This window comes from Flavobacterium ajazii, assembly GCF_010614725.1.
Taxonomy (GTDB): Bacteria; Bacteroidota; Bacteroidia; order Flavobacteriales; family Flavobacteriaceae; genus Flavobacterium; species Flavobacterium ajazii.
Window position 1 is genome coordinate 18,767 of sequence record NZ_JAAEHL010000017.1, and the last position, 17,172, is coordinate 35,938.

The window sequence follows — 17,172 nt, forward strand, 5'->3', positions numbered from 1 at the left end:
TAAAAGCACGGTCTTTTTGCAAAATTAACGAATTGACTTAAAACAACTCACTAAATTTTAGAATTAGAATAAAAACTTAAATCCAAAAGAAAGCGGTGATGTCAAATTTGGATTACTTCCTGCCAGAGCCGTATTGTAAAATGGGTCAACATTTGCAACGTGCGCTAATCCGAAATTTGTAACTGTGGTTTTTTCTCCATTTTTAGGTTCCAGAGTTGTAGTGGTAAAATTTGCCAGATCATAAGAAAACTCAACTGAGAAGTTTTTAGTTATAAAATAATCAAAACCTCCTGATACAGATAAGCCAAACTGATTTACTTTTAACCCGCTTTCTTTTTCTTTTCCAGTGATTACTGGTAATGCTGCTTGCCCAAAGAAATATAATGAACCGGCTATATTCCAATATTTTCTTGCTAAGGGCTGAATAACAATCAGATCAGTTTTAGCCGCAGTTCCAGCATCTGATTCGGCTTTAATATTGATATACCCAACTCCTGCTCCAACAACAACTGATGGAGTTACAAATGTTCCAACAATTGGCAGTACCGATAAACTTGTGTTTTTTTCATCTGCCGTTTTAGTCTGCTGAAAACCAAATTGCGAAGTTGCAAACCATGTTCCTTTTAGTCCCTGACTTCCTTCCTGAGCCTTAACGGTTAAACCTATTAATACCACACTCACTAATGTTACAATTTTTTTCATGTCAATATATTTATTAATTACATGACAAACTTATGGGGAAGCTTTTGTGACAGGGATGATTAAAATCATAGATTAAAAAAAATCTTTAATTATATTTAAGCACATCAAAGTTTTACAATTTTACTTATTTTTGCATCATGTTAAAATCAGTCAATATACTTAATAAAAGAGCCCGGTTTGATTACGAAATAATCGATACCTATACTGCCGGGATTGTTTTGGCAGGAACCGAAATTAAATCTATACGATTAGGAAAAGCCAATATAACAGAAAGCTTTTGCGAATTCAGCACTAATAATGAACTATTTGCTATTAATACCTATATTGAAGAATATTCTTTTGGCAATCAGTTTAATCATAATTCAAGAAGCGAAAGAAAACTACTACTGAACAGAAAAGAATTAAAAAATCTTCAAAAAAGTGTTCAGGCAAAAGGATTAACTATCGTTCCGTTAAAATTATTCACTAATGAAAAAGGATTGGCGAAACTTCAAATTGGTCTTTGCAAAGGGAAGAAAAATTACGATAAGCGAGAATCCCTGAAAGAACAGGATACAAAACGCGACCTCGATCGTATTAAGAAAGCATTTAATTAATTCACTAAAAATCAATTACTTTTCCATATTTTATACCTAAATTTACTACAACAACAAATTTAATTTATAAAATATGAAAAAGTACTTACCATTATTTATTGTCTTTGTTTTTATAAGTTGTGCTACCAGCAACACATCTATTGTAAACAGCTGGAGAGATCCTGATATAACCGTAGATCAGGAAAGTTTTAAAAAAGTTCTCGTTGTGGCTTTAGTAAAAGATGAAGCTTCACGAAGAACTGCTGAAAACAGAATCGCTTCCAGTAATCCCATATTCAGAACCTCTTATCAGGTGCTTAACAACACAAACTTACAGCTTACCCGGGAACAGAAATTAAAAATTTTAAAAGATGAAAATTTCGATGGTGTTGTAACAATGCGTCTGGTAAGTGCTGAAAAAGAAACCAACTATGTTCCCGGTACCAATACAGGCCTTTATTATGGTGGTTTTGACGGAATGTACGGAGGCATGTATGGCTATGGTTTTGGGAACTGGTACGGAATGTATTCTCCTGCATTTTATGATCCGGGCTATTACCAAGAAACAACAGCTTATATGGTAGAGACCAATATTTTTTCATTAAAAGACAACAAATTAATATGGACAGGGACAACTAAGTCTGAATATGCTACAGATTTAGGATTAACTGTAGATGCCATAATGCAGGCAGTAGTTAAAGAAATGCGAAAAGACGGCTCACTTCCGCCAAAATAATAAATCAATAAAAAAGCAATAGATACAATATTGCTTTTTTAATGCTAAACTTAATGACAAAATTAGTCAGGACATTTAATAAGCCTAAATGAAATCACTTCTTAAAAATGCCAGAGAAAAAAAAGGATTAAAAACCAGAGAGGTTGCACAAATATTAGGAATTGATCAGGCACTGATTAGCAAATTCGAAAACGGACTCAGAAGACCCACAAGGAGTCAGGTAACTCAATTGGCAAATCTTTTAGAAATTGATTACGAAATCCTGATTGTTGCGTGGCTAAAAGAAAAGATTTTAGCAGAAATAGAGCATGAAGAATTTTCTTTAAAAGCGCTTGCAGCTGTAGAAGAAGAACTTAAATATAAAAAATCTGTCTCTAAAATAAAACTCTCTGCTATTTTAGAAAAAACACTGAAAGAAGTTGATGTTTTAAAAGTTAAATTAGACACTTTACCTAAAAACAACTTTAACGAAATCTCCCAAAAAAACGAATTAGAATATACTTTTGAAAGTAACCGATTGGATGGAAATTCAATGACACTTCAGGAAACAGAAATGGTCATTAATCAAGGTTTAACGATTTCAGGCAAAAGCATGCGGGAGCATCTTGAAGCTGTCAATCATCAGGAGGCAGTTCGTTTTATAAAAGATCTCCAAAAAAACAATTCTTTTAATGAGCGTGATCTTTTATCCATCCATAATTTAATCCTGAAAATGCAGGAAGCTACAGGAAAACAAAGATTGTAAACAACGCAAATTTTACTATCGGAGCAGAACCTTCAGCGATTCCACAAGAAATGGAAAACTATTTTTTTTGGTATGAAGTCAACAAACACAAACTCCATCCTATTATCTTGGCAGCTGAAATGTATATTCGTCTTGTAAAAATCTGTCCCTTTGCTGAAGCAAACGAAAAAGCAGCGAGATTAGCAATGAACCTCATTTTATCTCAACAAGGATATCCAATTGCAATTATAAAAGAAGACAACAAAATACAATATGAAGAATCGATAGCAAACGCCAATACAGAAGATTTTATATTTTTTATTGTTGAGACACAAAAAGAAAGCTTAGAAAAATATATGAGGATAAGTAATTAAATCAATTCTCTATGTTTAAAAAAGCTTTTCCAAGATTTTCAATAATATTGGATGCTATAAAAGACTGATAACCGTTTTGAGGCAATGCAATATCTGCGGTCAGTCCATGGAGGAAAACACCCAGTTTTGCAGCCTCACAAGGCTCGTGACCCTGTGCCAGAAGTCCTGTAATAATTCCAGTAAGTATATCTCCGCTTCCGGCAGTTGCCAAAGCCGCATTTCCTGTCGTATTTTGATAAACTTTCGTTTGATTGATAATAAAAGTCGGTGCTCCTTTCATCACAATAATCACTTTATATTGTTCTGAAAAAGCAATTGCTTTTTGAAACTTTTCAGATTCAGAATCCCATTGTCCTATCAGCCTTTCCAGTTCTTTATGGTGCGGGGTCAAAATTGTATTTTCAGGAACTAATTCCAGCCATGATTTATTTTCTGAAAGAATGTTTAAAGCATCTGCGTCAAGTACCAAAGCAGATGCATTAGTTCTCAAAAATTCGAATAAAGCTTTTTGTGTCCCAAGCTCCTGTCCTATCCCGGGACCTATTCCGATTGCTTTTGGAATTAATGGCATGTGAATATGTGTAATGAAATTTGCATTTTCATCTGTAATGACCATAACTTCAGGAATTGAAACCTGTAAAATCTGATAGCCACATTTTGGGGTAAAAGTAGTTACAAGACCAGTGCCTGCTTTAAGACAGGATTTTGAAGCCAAAACGGCCGCTCCTATTTTACCATAACTTCCGGCAATAATCACCGCATGTCCCTGAAGTCCTTTGTGTGTCAATGGATTCACGGATTTATAGAATTTTAAAATTTCTTCTTTAGTGATAAGATATGGAGACTTCATTGAAATACTTTTATATACTAAAATTACATAAAAAATCGAAAAACCGAATCATTCCTTCAAAACGATTGCTCTTAGCCCTGATAGCAGCGGCATCCTTTTGCTTTTTTCTTTAAAAAGCAAAAGATATAGCGGATAGCAGGAAATAGCTCCTAATTATTGCGAAATTTATAATTTAAGCTATCCAAATTCGATATTTTTTGAATAAATTTGTGGCTCAATTTTATAAAACAATACAATGAAAAATACTGCGCTTACGCACATACATGAAGGCTTAGGAGCAAAAATGCTTCCTTTTGCAGGTTATAATATGCCAATTACGTACGAAGGTGTGAATGCTGAGCATGAAACGGTTCGTAATGGTGTGGGCGTTTTTGACGTTTCACATATGGGAGAATTTTTATTAACAGGCCCGAATGCATTGGCTTTAATTCAAAAAGTGACTTCAAATGATGCTTCGACTTTGACAATTGGAAGAGCGCAATATTCTTGTCTTCCAAACAATGAAGGCGGAATTGTTGATGATTTGATTGTGTATAAAATGAAAGAAGAACAATATTTGTTAGTTGTAAATGCTTCAAATATTGAAAAAGACTGGAACTGGATTTCATCTCACAATGATTTAGGTGTTGAAATGAAAAACCTTTCTGATGATTATTCACTATTGGCAATTCAGGGTCCTAAAGCGGTTGAGGCTATGCAGACATTGACTTCTGTCGATTTATCTGCAATTGCTTATTATCATTTTGAAGTAGGTGATTTTGCAGGAATTGAGCATGTAATCATTTCGGCTACAGGATATACTGGTTCTGGTGGATTTGAAATTTACTGTAAAAATGAGGAAGTAGAACAGGTTTGGAAAAAAGTTTTTGAAGCCGGTGCTGCTTTCGATATTAAACCAATTGGTTTAGCAGCACGTGATACTTTACGTCTTGAAATGGGATTCTGTTTGTATGGAAACGATATTAACGATACTACTTCTCCTCTTGAAGCAGGTTTAGGATGGATTACCAAATTCACTAAAGAATTTACAAATTCTGAGGCTCTTAAAAAACAAAAAGAAGCAGGTGTTACCAGAAAACTGGTTGGATTTGAGATGCAGGAGCGTGCCGTGCCAAGACACGATTATGAAATTGTAGATGCTTCCGGAATAGTAATCGGGGTTGTAACTTCGGGAACAATGTCTCCAACTCTGGGCAAAGGAATTGGTTTAGGATATGTTACGGTTTCAAACAGTGCGATTGACAGCGATATCTTTATCAGAATTAGAAAAAATGATGTTCCTGCAAAAGTGGTTAAACTGCCTTTTTACAAAAAATAATCTCTTCCTTTAATAAAACAGATGCATTACAATTGAAAAGTTGTAATGCATTTTTTTTTACCTCAATCCAAGCTTTTAATCTCTAAGAACTTTAAATGTGAAAAGTAACTAGTGATTGTAGTAATGAAAAGTGCAATTCACAGACAAAATATCTTAATCATCGATATTTTGAAGAAAATACTGTCTTTATAAAAAAATAAACGTAACTTTAATCTAATCGATGATTCTTATGTTTATGAATAAAATCCGATTAATATTATTATTGTTTACTAGTTTTCTATTTGGTCAAAATAGTGACGAAACGTGCCTGATTGTAAACAAAATAAATAAACTTATTCAGTCAGAACATATCAGACCAAAACCTGTTGATGACAGTTTATCGGTTTTTGTTTTTGACAATCTAATCAACGAATTAGACCCATCCAGAAATATATTTTACAAAAGCGAATATGATGATATAGCAAAACGTTACCGTTTAAATTTAGACGACCTGATTTTAAAAGGTGATTGTTCGTTTTTATCTGATATTATTAACCAATACACCAACGGACTTATCCGAACCAAAACTGTTTTAGAAAAAATTCAGGCAGAAACTATTGACTATACCAAAAAAGATACTATTCGTTTTTACAAAAAAGCCTTTTCTTTTTATCTCAAAAAAGAAAATTTAGAAAAAGTATGGATAAAAAAACTGCGTTATCAAATTTTGGATGATATCTCAGAAATGAGTAATAACCTGGATTCTCTTAAAACCAATTTTAAAACCTTAGAATTAAAATCGAAAAAACTTATTGTTTCAAACGAAATCTGCAGAATTAATACCCTTTTAGAAAGAAAAGACTCCCAACAGGAAAAACTGTATAACTATTTTTGCAGCTATTTTGACCCACATACGGCTTACTTTAGCGACGATTCCAAATCGAGTTTTGTTGCTTCCTTATCAAAAGAGCATCTTTCATTGGGGATGAGCATCAAATTAAACGAGAAAAACGAAATTATCATAGAAGAACTGGATCCTAATGGCCCTGCTTTTCAAACGGGGCTAATAAAAAAAGGAGACCAGATTGTTTCTATTTCCAATCAGAAAGAAACGTTACAGGTTTCATGTGCCTCGCTTGAGTTGATTTCGACCATGATTATGTCTGAATCAAACAAAAATATCACTTTGACATTAAAAAGAAATTCAGGCCAAAATTTTGACGTTTATATTGAAAAACAACTGATGAAAGACGAAGAAAATTCGGTTTACAGTTTTATAGTCGGGAAAGAAAACAAAATCGGCTATATCAAAATACCAAGTTTTTATGCCGATTTAGAATCGAATAGTCAGAAAGGATGTGCCGATGATGTTGCCCGTGAAGTCATGAAATTAGAAAGAGACAACATAAAAGGTCTTGTAATTGATTTAATTGACAACGGCGGTGGCTCGATGGAAGAAGCTATCAGAATGGCCGGAATGTTTATTGATTACGGGCCGATTTCTATAGTTGTAGACAACAAACAGGAAAAATCTGTAATAAATGACCCTTACAGAGGGCTTATTTACAAAGGCCCTGTCGTAGTTTTGGTAAACAGTAATACAGCATCGGCCAGTGAATTTTTCGCCTCTATTTTACAGGATTATAATCGTGCATTGATATTAGGCAGCAGTACATTAGGAAAAGCAACAATGCAGACTTTCCTTCCGCTGGACGAAAACACAACTACTGATTTTCTAAAAATCACAATTAATAAGTTTTACAGAGTTACAGGGAAAAGCCACCAAAATACCGGAGTTATACCAGATGTAATCCTTCCGGAGTTTTACGAAAATGTGTATCAGAAAGAAAGCAATTTCCCTACGGCAATACAAAACGACAGCATTTCTTCTTTATTAAAATACAAACCCTATGTAAAGAGAACCCTTATCGATAAAATTGCAAAAAACAGCTCTGCCAGACTCACTGATAATATTTACTTCAACGAAATAAAAAAAATAAATTCTAAAATCGACGAACTTATAAACACTCCAAAAACAGAAATTCCAATGACTCTGGATGCTGTTTTTGAACAAAAGATAATACGAAGCGGAATATGGACAGAAATAAATCATTTTAATGATAAAAACAATCCGCTGGATGTCTATAATTCTACTGTAAACCAGTTTTTGTTGGGGGTTTATCCCGGTGAAAAAACAGTCAATCAATATCAGATAGACAATCTTAAAAACAATCCTTACCTGAATGAAGCTTTAAATATTATAAAAGAATTCAATACTTCGAAATAAACTCTTTTGAACCATCCAAAAGCAAAAAAATCGCAATACTGACTCTTTTTTTAATTAAAAAGAATATAATTTGATTTTGGAAAAATAAGGAATAACCGTATTTTTGCATCACAAAACTAAAAATCAGAAATGGGAAGAGCGTTCGAATTTAGAAAAGGAAGAAAAATGAAACGTTGGTCAGCAATGGCCAAAACATTTACCCGAATTGGTAAAGATATCGTTATGGCTGTTAAGGAAGGTGGTCCAAACCCGGATGCGAATTCCAGACTAAGAGCTGTAATACAAAATGCAAAAGCAGCCAACATGCCTAAGGACAATGTAGAGCGCGCTATAAAAAATGCAAGTAATAAAGATACTGCCAACTATAAAGAAATTCTTTTTGAAGGATATGCTCCTCATGGAATTGCTATTCTGATTGAAACAGCTTCTGATAATAATAACAGAACAGTTGCTAATATTCGTAGTTACTTCAACAAATGCAACGGAACAATGGGAACTCAGGGGTCAGTTGAATTCATGTTTGACCATACCTGTAATTTCAGGATTGCAAACAATGGACTTGATGCTGAAGAATTAGAATTAGAATTAATCGATTTTGGTGCAGAAGAAGTTTTTGAAGACGAAGACGGAATCTTAATCTACGCTCCTTTTGGAAGTTTTGGGGCTTTACAAAAAGAATTAGAAAACAGAGGTTTAGAAATTTTATCTTCCGGTTTTGAGCGTATCCCGCAAATTACTAAAGAATTAACAGAAGCTCAAATTGCTGATGTTGAAAAACTAATTGAAAAAATCGAAGAAGACGATGACGTAATGAACGTTTATCACACGATGAAAGAAGAATAATTTTTTCTCTATAAAATATCAAAGCTCTGGAATTCCAGGGCTTTTTTGTTTATAACGACTTTAAACAAACCCTGAATCCTATAATTATACTTTGAACTATTATATTTGCAGTTCCAAATTTAAAAATAACCTTATGAAAAATTCCAAGTACACTAAAATTGCCGTAATCATTATGGTAATATTGTTTGTAATTGTAAGCATGTTAGGCTGCACAGTACAGCACAATCACACACATTCTCATCATAAATCAAAAAAAATGCCTCCTGGACAGGCTAAAAAAATATCCGGACAAAAAAGTGCTAAATCACATGCTCCCGGACAACAAAAATAATTCACTTCAAAAAGCCTTTTAGTCTATATCTAAAAGGCTTTTTTATTTTCAATATCATTGATTTCATTAACAGTTATTTTCAAAAATGCAGTATTATCCAAAAATTCAGATAACATCTTAAAATAATCACAAATCTTAATCTGTAAATCGCAAATCCTAATTACCTTTGCACTGTCAAAAAATCACAGATATGAACTTACAGCATATTCCACAAATTAAGCATACTGATAGTGGAAATTTCTTTTTGTTGGCGGGACCTTGCGCTATCGAAGGAGAAGAAATGGCTCTCAGAATTGCTGAAAAATTAGTTGGTATTACCGACAAACTTCAGATTCCTTATGTTTTTAAAGGATCATTTAAAAAAGCTAACCGTTCCAGAATTGACAGTTTCTCAGGAATTGGTAACGAAAAAGCATTAAAAATTTTACGAAAAGTTTCTGAAACTTTCCATATCCCAACTGTTACAGATATCCACACTAATGAAGATGCTGATATGGCTGCTCAATACGTGGACGTTCTACAAATTCCAGCCTTTTTAGTTCGTCAGACTGATTTGGTTGTAGCTGCTGCTAATACCGGAAAAACAGTTAACCTGAAAAAAGGACAATTTATGAGCCCGGAAAGCATGAAACATGCCGTACAAAAAGTATTGGACTGTAATAATGAAAATGTTATGGTTACAGACCGTGGTACCATGTTTGGCTATCAGGACATGATTGTTGATTACCGTGGAATCCCTACTATGCAGCAATATGCTACAACTGTTTTGGATGTAACACACTCTTTGCAACAGCCTAACCAGACTGCAGGCGTTACAGGCGGAAGACCAGATATGATTGAAACTGTTGCCAAAGCGGGGATTGCAGTTGGTGTTGACGGTATTTTTATCGAAACCCATTTTGATCCTGCAAACGCTAAAAGTGACGGTGCCAATATGCTTCATTTAGACTATTTTGAAGGCTTAATGAACAAATTGGTAGCAATCAGAAAAACAGTTAATTCATTCTAATATTATTACATTTTATTTCGTTGAAAAATAAATTTTTATTCTTGCCTTTTTTCCTAATGTGTTTTGCTGTGAATACATTTGCTCAGGAAGAAATTGCAATACAAGACAAATACACAGCACACAATAAAGGAAAGTTCTTTGTTTCATGGGGAGGTAACAGAGAGAGTTACTCAAAATCTGACGTAACCTTTAGAGGAAAAGATTATGAATTCACCGTTCATAACATGAGCGCACATGACAAACCAAAAGGATGGCACGTTGATTATGTTAATCCTTCGCGAATGACAATTCCGCAAACTAATTTGAGATTGGGCTACTTTTTTAGTGATCATTACAGTGTAACCATTGGTGTTGATCATATGAAATATGTAATGACACAAAATCAAACGGCTGATGTAACAGGTTATGTAAATTTACCTGCAGATCAAGTTGGTTCAGTACATAATGGTGTTTATAATAATACAGCTGTAAATTTTACCGATGAGACGTTTTTAACTTACGAACATACTGATGGTTTAAATTACGTAAATACAGAAGTTTCACGATTTGATGACGTTTCTAAATGGTTTAGACTTCCAAATACCGATAAAGTTCAGATTAACTTAACAGAAGGTCTTGGCGCAGGTCTTTTATACCCAAAAACCAATACTATGCTTTTAGGAAAAGAGCGTCATGATGATTTTCATGTTTCGGGTTATGGAGTATCTGCAAAAGCTGGAATCAATGTTACTTTTTTCAAGCATTTTTATATTCAGGGAGAGCTAAAAGGCGGCTACATTAACATGCAGGACATTAAAACTACAGCAAGCAATGATGACAGTGCTTTTCAGGACTTTTTCTTCTTTCAGCGAATTATTGCCTTTGGAGGAATTTTTAGAATCTAAAAATCATTATACCTAATAAAAAAGCAGGTTTCATGTTAATATTGAAACCTGCTTTTTTATTTTACTCTGCATACATATTCAGCAGATTAGTAACTGTATTCCAGTTTCTGATAGTTGCTGTAACATTAAGTTTTTTCTCGATATATTTTTGGTCAAATCTTGTTTTTCCGGCACCAACAGCATATTTTATAAAAACCCTGTTTCCATCAATACTTGCTTCATCAGGTTTAAACTGACTTATTTTTAAATCATTTATGCTTTCTTTCTTCAAAGGAATTGAAACAAAAGCAACATACAACTTTTTGGTATCGAAATCTTTTTCTTTTAAAAAAGGATTGTTTTTAAAACACGATTCCAAATCTTCTTTTGTAATTACTACTACAGGAACTTCATGTCCGAAAACCTTAAAAATTTCCTGCCTAATCATAAATCCTACTTTTGAAGCACTTTCTTCTTCCGTATCTACAAAAACATTCCCGGATTGCAGATAAGTCCGTACGTTTTGAAAGCCAATATTTTCCAGCATTGTTTTCAAAGCCTCCATTTTTATCATGTTATGGCCGGAAACATTAATTCCTCGTAAAAGTGCTAAGTGCGTTATCATTCTTTATAATTTAAATTCAAAGATAAAAAACTATTCAGCTTCTTCTTCACTAATTTCGATGTCAAACTTCACTAAAAAATCATTAAATTTTTGCTTATACTTTCTTTGCGCCTGCTCTACAATTTCATCTGCTTCTTCGTTAGTTTCTATTGCATCGAAATCAAACCCTTTTTCAACCCATTCCTTAAACTCTTTTTTATTTTCACTTTCTTCGTAATATTCCTCATCTTTATAGAAATATGCTTTATCAAAATCGACTGAGATTTCGGTATCTAAAGTCAGAAGTTGAATCAGTTTTTGAATATTCTCTGCCACAATGTGAACTCCGCCTTCATCACCAAAAACAACAATCGGACAATTATCTAAATCTTTATCAATAAGCCAATACGCATACGAGCTTCCTGAACCGTTTGCGCCTGCAAATTCTATAAAACTATTATAAAATTCTTCTTCTTCAGACCAGGTTTTTATTCCTGTCTTATCTTCGGTAATAGTAAGTCCAAAACATTCTGAATAAGATTCTACTCCATATTCCTGTTCAAATTCATATAGTTTTACTAAATCTTGCGGCACTTTGCAATCACCAAATTGAATTGCAAATTCTTCCAATGAAAAACTATTGTCATAATCTACATATTCTCTTTCGTCATCATCTTCTTCAATAACTTCAGCTATCAATATTTCAAAAGTTTCTATAGCAGCATTTTTCACACAGAAAAGCTCAATTCCTGAAGCATTTTCATCATTCATCCATTGATATTTCGGATTTCCTTCTTCATCAAGATATTCCAGAATAAGCGTGATTTCTTGATCTTCATGACACCATAAAGCTCTCATTCTAATGCTAAAACTATTCGAAATTTCTTTAGATATCTGACTGTATTTCTTTCCTTCATAATCAAAAGGAATAAACAAATAGGTTATTCCGGAAATATGTCTAACGATTTTTCCATTTTCTTTTAACTCTTCATTTTCAGATAAAACTTCAATCATATTGATAAACTGATTACGAAAATCAGCATACAAATACTTTTCTTTTTTATCATAATTTAAAATTGAAAGTCCTTCTTTAAAAACTTCTAGATAATTATTTCCTAATATTTCATTACCGTAACTTGATTTCTCTATGAAAACATCTTCTACAATATCAGACAGTTTATGAGTTGAAGGCAAATAATTCTCTACATTAATAACAGAGCCGTCAGTATCCTGAACATTGCTGCAAATTAGAATATCAGGTCTGCCTGTACTGATGATTGCCTTAACATCTGTAAAATGTTCAAAATGAAGCAGCATATCATCTGTATAAATCAACCATGCTATAAGATCGCCTTTTACAAAAAGTTCCCCATGATTATATTCACCAACAAGTGTATCACATTGCAAACCTCCACCCAAATAATGAACATTTCCAAACAAATTAATATTAACTGTCGTTGTTTTTCCTAAAACGATTAAAGCCGGAGAATTATCAGTATCATATGAACTAATAAGTTTTGTGACTCTTAGATTTTTCTTAAAAATAAATCCTAAAATAAAAATATCCGGATGCTCTTCGGTACTGAAATCCATCTCGAATAAATCCATTTCTACATCGTCTTCTGCTAATAAAAAAAATGGATTTTCTTCGTAATCAGGAAAACGCCAGGTATCTTCAAAAACATTATAGATTTTATTATTATTTAAATCGGTAAGATCCCCAAGAATAGTGTGGGCTTGGTGCCGGTTAATTACTTTGAATGTAATACCAGAAAACATCATTATTTCAAAAGGAACTTTTTCTTCTTTAATCATAATTAAGGCTTATAAGTTGAATCTTTAACAAATCTAGCAATTATCTTTTTTTGTTAAAATTATAACTGAATGAAAATTAAAAACTCCATTAGAAAACTAACGGAGTTTTAGAACTTAAAAATAATATTCTTTTTAATATATTCTTTTAAACACATATGAACGATCACATGCACGGGCATCATCAACTAAGTATCCTGATTCCAATGTGAAACTTTCTATCAAACTGTTTGTACAATTTGAAATCAATGAATTGTATTCTTTATAAGTTAATACAAACTGTGTTACATTATCTTTTTTTATAATCTCAAAAGTTCCTGTTAAAGTCGTATGGGTGTTTTCATATAATCTAAATTTCGAAAATGTATTATCTTTTTTAAATTCATAAGAAAACTGATTTGAAGAGGGATCACTTGCAAATCTAGGTTCGGTATACTGCACCCATGTCCCATAATAACCTGCAGCAACTGCCTGCTTCTTATTATCTGAATCATCGTTAGAACAAGACAATAAAGACAAAAGCAACACAATTAAAAGTCCATTTTTTTTCATTTGATTTATATTTTTTTTAAGGTTACTTATTACTAAGATTTTACTTTATTAAAATGGTTGCGCGGTAATATTCAATTTAATGATTGCTTAATATTGAAATAGTTAATCAATAAAATTCATTTTAAAATTTAGTAATTAAAATTTATCTTCGCTTTTTAATAAAAATTTCAACTCCCTAAATCTAAAAAATTAAATGTCCAATAATCTCCTCGAAACCCAAATTGAATACTTAAAAGGTGTTGGCCCGAGTCGTGGCCAGTTGCTTCGAAAGGAATTGGGCATTCATAAATACGGAGATTTAGTCAATCTTTTTCCAAATCGCTATATTGACAGAACTCGTTATTATAAGATTAACGAACTACAAAATACAGCTTCCGAGGTTCAGATTATTGGCAAAATCATTCATATCAAAACAGTTGAATTTGCCAAAAACAAAAAGCGCCTTGTTGCAACTTTTGTGGATGAAACAGGTCAAATTGACTTAAACTGGTTTCAAGGCCATAAATGGATTCGTGAAAGTTTAAAACTAAATGAACAGCTTGTTATTTTTGGAAAATGTTCTCTTTATGGCAACCAATTTAGTATGGCGCATCCTGAAATTGAATTATTAAGCGAACATGAAAGAAGTTTACGCTCGGCTATGCAGCCTGTTTATCCTTCGACAGAAGCATTGGCTAATAAAGGAATTTCGAACCGTACGATTAATAAATTGATGGAACAGCTTTTTCTGGAAACACAAGCATTGTTTACAGAAACTTTTCCTCCTTATTTAATTGAAGAATTAAAACTCATTCCGAAACGAGCAGCTCTATTCAATATCCATTTTCCCAAAAGTGCTGAAATTTTAGCGAAAGCACAATTCAGACTAAAATTTGAGGAATTATTCTTTATTCAGCTACAATTAATTACAAAGAATCTCATTCGAAAACATAAAATAAAAGGCCATCCCTTTACTAAAGTGGGTGAGCTTTTTAATGAATTCTACCAAAATCATCTGCCTTTTGATTTAACAAATGCTCAAAAAAGAGTAATTAAAGAGATCAGAACCGATATGGGAAGCAATGCCCAAATGAATCGTCTGCTTCAGGGTGATGTTGGGTCCGGAAAAACGATTGTCGCTTTTATGAGTATGCTTCTCGCGATTGACAACGGGTTTCAGGCTTGTCTAATGGCGCCAACTGAAATTTTGGCCAATCAACATTTTCTTGGTTTATCTGAATTTGCCAAAACATTAAATATCAACATCCGAATATTAACCGGTTCCACAAAAACTTCTGAAAGAAAGATTATTCATGAAGAATTGGAAAATGGTGAGCTTAAAATTTTAATTGGAACTCACGCTTTATTGGAAGACAAAGTGCAATTTCAGAATTTAGGTCTTGCTGTAATTGATGAACAGCATCGCTTTGGTGTTGAACAACGTTCTAAATTGTGGAAGAAAAATGATATTCCGCCGCACGTTTTAGTCATGACCGCTACTCCTATCCCGAGAACATTAGCAATGAGTTTATATGGTGATTTGGATATTTCTGTAATTGACGAATTACCTCCAGGAAGAAAACCGATTCAAACCGTACATCGTTATGATACTAATCGACTGAAAGTATGGAAATTTCTTCGGGACGAAATTGCAAAAGGAAGACAGATTTATATTGTTTATCCGCTGATTCAGGAATCTGAAAAAATGGATTATAAAGATTTAATGGATGGTTACGAAAGTATTTCCAGAGACTTTCCTTTACCACAATATTCCATTTCGATTTTACACGGAAAAATGAAACCTGCAGATAAAGATGCCGAAATGAAACGTTTCTCTGAAGGAAAAACCAATATAATGGTGGCTACAACGGTAATTGAAGTCGGTGTAAACGTTCCAAATGCGAGTGTTATGATTATTGAAAGTGCCGAACGTTTTGGATTATCTCAGCTTCATCAATTACGAGGGCGTGTTGGGCGTGGTGCAGAACAAAGTTATTGTATTTTAATGACAGGACATAAATTGAGTTCTGACAGTAAAACCCGAATGGAAACCATGGTTCAGACAAATGACGGTTTTGAAATTGCAGAAGTTGACCTGAAACTCCGTGGCCCGGGCGATATGATGGGAACACAGCAAAGCGGGGTACTCAATCTGCAAATAGCTGACATTGTACGTGACCGCGATATTTTAAGTTTAGCCCGAAACTACGCTATGAAAATCTTAAAAGAAGACGGACCTTTACAAAAACCGGAACATGCGATATTAAAAGCTGTTTTTATTGAATTAACAAAGAAAAAAAGCATCTGGAATTATATTAGCTAACAACTTAAACCATTAAAAATATTCAAAAAGCTGATGTAAAATTTTACTTTTCTCTCGTTTCCCAATTAAAATAATTACAAATTATTTATAAAAAAGTCTGCTTTCGATTCTTACCTTTGCAAAAAAAAATTATCTATGTCAAATATATATTTAGGGTATCATTTTTCAATTGAGCCCAAAGAACTTGGATCAGAAATATTGATTGCCGAATTAGGCGAAAAAGCTTTTGAAAGTTTTACAGAAACTGAGAAAGGAATTTCGGCTTTTGTTAAAAAAGATTTATGGGATGAAAATATTTTAGATGACATTTACATTTTACAATCTGATGAATTTAAAATTGAATATAACATTGAAGAAATTGATCAGGTAAACTGGAATGAGGAATGGGAGAAGAATTTTGAAGCCATTGATGTAGACGGAAAATGCCATGTTCGTGCCCCTTTTCATGAGAAAACGAATGCAGAATTTGATATTGTAATTGAGCCAAAAATGAGTTTCGGAACAGGTCATCACGAAACTACACACATGATGATTCAGCATTTATTAGAAATAGATGTTACGAATTTAAAGACTTTGGATATGGGCTGTGGAACTGCAATACTGGCTATATTGGCAGAAATGAAAGGTGCACAACCTATTGACGCTATTGATATTGACAACTGGTGTTATTTAAATTCTATTGAAAATGCAGAACGCAATAATTGCCAGCATATTACCGTTTACGAAGGTGATGCTACTTTATTGTCTGGTAAAAAATATGATTTAATTATAGCAAACATCAACCGAAACATTTTACTAAACGATATGCAATCATATGTTGATTGTTTAAATCCAAAAGGAATTATACTTTTAAGCGGTTTTTACGAAGAAGACATTCCTTACATTGATGCTTCATGCATAGAGAAAGGACTTATATATGTTAAAAAGTTTCAGAGAAACAACTGGGTTTCATTAAAATACGTAAATTAGAAAGTAAATAACTAAGTACAAAAATCTAAAAATATGAGTACTAAAGAAAAAGTAAAAGAAAGAGTTCGTGAAAGGGAAGCCATAGGCTTCAATAACGAAATTATTGTTTATAATGACGATGTAAACACTTTTGATCACGTAATTGATACTTTAGTCCGTGTTTGCAATCACACCCCTGAACAGGCAGAACAATGCTCTTTAATTGTTCATTACAACGGAAAATGTACTGTAAAAACCGGTCCGATAGATAAATTAAAACCTCAATGCACACAACTTTTAGAAGCCGGACTTAGCGCTGAAATTGTTTAATTAAATTACACTAAAAAACATTCTATTTTTTCT

18 protein-coding genes are annotated in these 17,172 nt (G+C 33.1%); 13 read left to right on the forward strand and 5 right to left on the reverse strand.

Features of this window, described 5'->3' with window-relative positions; translation table 11 throughout:
* Positions 1–63 precede the first annotated feature (63 nt).
* The gene (locus tag GWR14_RS22570; protein WP_163411407.1) at positions 64–702 is read right to left on the reverse strand and encodes an outer membrane beta-barrel protein; all 639 of its coding nucleotides are present in this window, start codon (positions 700–702) and stop codon (positions 64–66) included.
* 137 nt (positions 703–839) lie between these two features.
* Here GWR14_RS22570 and smpB point away from each other — a divergent pair, with 137 nt between their 5' ends.
* The 4 genes from smpB to GWR14_RS23960 all read left to right on the forward strand — a co-directional run bounded on the left by smpB (position 840) and on the right by GWR14_RS23960 (position 3,111).
* Positions 840–1,298 carry an SsrA-binding protein SmpB gene (smpB, locus tag GWR14_RS22575; protein ID WP_163411408.1) on the forward strand — a complete coding sequence of 153 codons (459 nt, stop codon included), beginning with the start codon at positions 840–842 and terminating at the stop codon, positions 1,296–1,298.
* Positions 1,299–1,371: 73 nt separating this feature from the next.
* Entirely contained in the window at positions 1,372–2,013 is a 642-nt protein-coding gene (locus GWR14_RS22580) for a hypothetical protein (RefSeq protein WP_163411409.1), read from the forward strand.
* An 88-nt stretch (positions 2,014–2,101) separates the two neighbouring features.
* Positions 2,102–2,758 carry a helix-turn-helix domain-containing protein gene (locus GWR14_RS22585; RefSeq protein ID WP_246236372.1) on the forward strand — a complete coding sequence of 219 codons (657 nt, stop codon included), beginning with the start codon at positions 2,102–2,104 and terminating at the stop codon, positions 2,756–2,758.
* Positions 2,759–2,775: 17 nt separating this feature from the next.
* Positions 2,776–3,111 (forward strand): Fic family protein, encoded by a 336-nt coding sequence (locus GWR14_RS23960; protein WP_246236376.1) that lies wholly within the window; start codon positions 2,776–2,778, stop codon positions 3,109–3,111.
* A gap of 1 nt (position 3,112) precedes the next feature.
* On the opposite strand, the gene GWR14_RS22590 is transcribed toward GWR14_RS23960, so the two are convergent.
* Positions 3,113–3,961, reverse strand: a complete 849-nt coding sequence (locus GWR14_RS22590) for an NAD(P)H-hydrate dehydratase (protein ID WP_163411410.1) — start codon at positions 3,959–3,961, stop codon at positions 3,113–3,115.
* Positions 3,962–4,196: 235 nt separating this feature from the next.
* Between GWR14_RS22590 and gcvT the strand changes: the two genes are divergently transcribed.
* The 6 genes from gcvT (at position 4,197) to GWR14_RS22620 (ending at position 10,612) form a co-directional block, all read left to right on the forward strand.
* Entirely contained in the window at positions 4,197–5,279 is a 1,083-nt protein-coding gene (gcvT, locus tag GWR14_RS22595; RefSeq protein ID WP_163411411.1) for a glycine cleavage system aminomethyltransferase GcvT, read from the forward strand.
* Positions 5,280–5,508: 229 nt separating this feature from the next.
* The gene (locus tag GWR14_RS22600; RefSeq protein ID WP_246236373.1) at positions 5,509–7,545 is read left to right on the forward strand and encodes a S41 family peptidase; all 2,037 of its coding nucleotides are present in this window, start codon (positions 5,509–5,511) and stop codon (positions 7,543–7,545) included.
* Positions 7,546–7,674: 129 nt separating this feature from the next.
* Complete coding sequence (locus GWR14_RS22605; protein ID WP_026729302.1) at positions 7,675–8,388, forward strand: YebC/PmpR family DNA-binding transcriptional regulator; 714 nt, start codon at positions 7,675–7,677, stop codon at positions 8,386–8,388.
* 133 nt (positions 8,389–8,521) lie between these two features.
* The gene (locus GWR14_RS22610) at positions 8,522–8,719 is read left to right on the forward strand and encodes a hypothetical protein (protein ID WP_163411412.1); all 198 of its coding nucleotides are present in this window, start codon (positions 8,522–8,524) and stop codon (positions 8,717–8,719) included.
* A gap of 190 nt (positions 8,720–8,909) precedes the next feature.
* Positions 8,910–9,728 (forward strand): 3-deoxy-8-phosphooctulonate synthase, encoded by an 819-nt coding sequence (gene kdsA, locus GWR14_RS22615; RefSeq protein WP_163411413.1) that lies wholly within the window; start codon positions 8,910–8,912, stop codon positions 9,726–9,728.
* Between the two features lie 56 nt (positions 9,729–9,784).
* Complete coding sequence (locus GWR14_RS22620; RefSeq protein WP_163411478.1) at positions 9,785–10,612, forward strand: hypothetical protein; 828 nt, start codon at positions 9,785–9,787, stop codon at positions 10,610–10,612.
* A 61-nt stretch (positions 10,613–10,673) separates the two neighbouring features.
* On the opposite strand, the gene GWR14_RS22625 is transcribed toward GWR14_RS22620, so the two are convergent.
* From GWR14_RS22625 to GWR14_RS22635, 3 genes are all read right to left on the reverse strand, one after another.
* The gene (locus GWR14_RS22625) at positions 10,674–11,216 is read right to left on the reverse strand and encodes a DUF1697 domain-containing protein (protein WP_163411414.1); all 543 of its coding nucleotides are present in this window, start codon (positions 11,214–11,216) and stop codon (positions 10,674–10,676) included.
* A 30-nt stretch (positions 11,217–11,246) separates the two neighbouring features.
* Entirely contained in the window at positions 11,247–13,010 is a 1,764-nt protein-coding gene (locus GWR14_RS22630; RefSeq protein ID WP_246236374.1) for a hypothetical protein, read from the reverse strand.
* A gap of 132 nt (positions 13,011–13,142) precedes the next feature.
* A complete protein-coding gene (locus GWR14_RS22635; RefSeq protein WP_163411415.1) occupies positions 13,143–13,559 on the reverse strand; it encodes a hypothetical protein in 417 nt (138 codons plus the stop codon).
* A 193-nt stretch (positions 13,560–13,752) separates the two neighbouring features.
* On the opposite strand from GWR14_RS22635, the gene recG reads away from it, so the two are divergent.
* The 3 genes from recG to GWR14_RS22650 all read left to right on the forward strand — a co-directional run bounded on the left by recG (position 13,753) and on the right by GWR14_RS22650 (position 17,139).
* On the forward strand, positions 13,753–15,861 hold the full coding sequence (gene recG, locus GWR14_RS22640) for an ATP-dependent DNA helicase RecG (protein ID WP_163411416.1): 2,109 nt from the start codon (positions 13,753–13,755) through the stop codon (positions 15,859–15,861).
* Between the two features lie 135 nt (positions 15,862–15,996).
* On the forward strand, positions 15,997–16,830 hold the full coding sequence (gene prmA / locus GWR14_RS22645; RefSeq protein ID WP_163411417.1) for a 50S ribosomal protein L11 methyltransferase: 834 nt from the start codon (positions 15,997–15,999) through the stop codon (positions 16,828–16,830).
* Positions 16,831–16,863: 33 nt separating this feature from the next.
* A complete protein-coding gene (locus tag GWR14_RS22650; protein ID WP_163411418.1) occupies positions 16,864–17,139 on the forward strand; it encodes an ATP-dependent Clp protease adaptor ClpS in 276 nt (91 codons plus the stop codon).
* Positions 17,140–17,172 lie beyond the last annotated feature (33 nt).

Excerpts from the sequence above, each read along its gene's own strand:
- GWR14_RS22570 (WP_163411407.1), bottom strand. The coding sequence starts at position 702 with ATGAAAAAAATTGTAACATTAGTGAGTGTGGTATTAATAGGTTTAACC.
- smpB (WP_163411408.1), top strand. The coding sequence starts at position 840 with ATGTTAAAATCAGTCAATATACTTAATAAAAGAGCCCGGTTTGATTAC.
- GWR14_RS22580 (WP_163411409.1), top strand. The coding sequence starts at position 1,372 with ATGAAAAAGTACTTACCATTATTTATTGTCTTTGTTTTTATAAGTTGT.
- GWR14_RS22585 (WP_246236372.1), top strand. The coding sequence starts at position 2,102 with ATGAAATCACTTCTTAAAAATGCCAGAGAAAAAAAAGGATTAAAAACC.
- GWR14_RS22590 (WP_163411410.1), bottom strand. The coding sequence starts at position 3,961 with ATGAAGTCTCCATATCTTATCACTAAAGAAGAAATTTTAAAATTCTAT.
- gcvT (WP_163411411.1), top strand. The coding sequence starts at position 4,197 with ATGAAAAATACTGCGCTTACGCACATACATGAAGGCTTAGGAGCAAAA.
- GWR14_RS22600 (WP_246236373.1), top strand. The coding sequence starts at position 5,509 with ATGTTTATGAATAAAATCCGATTAATATTATTATTGTTTACTAGTTTT.
- GWR14_RS22605 (WP_026729302.1), top strand. The coding sequence starts at position 7,675 with ATGGGAAGAGCGTTCGAATTTAGAAAAGGAAGAAAAATGAAACGTTGG.
- GWR14_RS22610 (WP_163411412.1), top strand. The coding sequence starts at position 8,522 with ATGAAAAATTCCAAGTACACTAAAATTGCCGTAATCATTATGGTAATA.
- kdsA (WP_163411413.1), top strand. The coding sequence starts at position 8,910 with ATGAACTTACAGCATATTCCACAAATTAAGCATACTGATAGTGGAAAT.
- GWR14_RS22620 (WP_163411478.1), top strand. The coding sequence starts at position 9,785 with ATGTGTTTTGCTGTGAATACATTTGCTCAGGAAGAAATTGCAATACAA.
- GWR14_RS22625 (WP_163411414.1), bottom strand. The coding sequence starts at position 11,216 with ATGATAACGCACTTAGCACTTTTACGAGGAATTAATGTTTCCGGCCAT.
- GWR14_RS22630 (WP_246236374.1), bottom strand. The coding sequence starts at position 13,010 with ATGATTAAAGAAGAAAAAGTTCCTTTTGAAATAATGATGTTTTCTGGT.
- GWR14_RS22635 (WP_163411415.1), bottom strand. The coding sequence starts at position 13,559 with ATGAAAAAAAATGGACTTTTAATTGTGTTGCTTTTGTCTTTATTGTCT.
- recG (WP_163411416.1), top strand. The coding sequence starts at position 13,753 with ATGTCCAATAATCTCCTCGAAACCCAAATTGAATACTTAAAAGGTGTT.
- prmA (WP_163411417.1), top strand. The coding sequence starts at position 15,997 with ATGTCAAATATATATTTAGGGTATCATTTTTCAATTGAGCCCAAAGAA.
- GWR14_RS22650 (WP_163411418.1), top strand. The coding sequence starts at position 16,864 with ATGAGTACTAAAGAAAAAGTAAAAGAAAGAGTTCGTGAAAGGGAAGCC.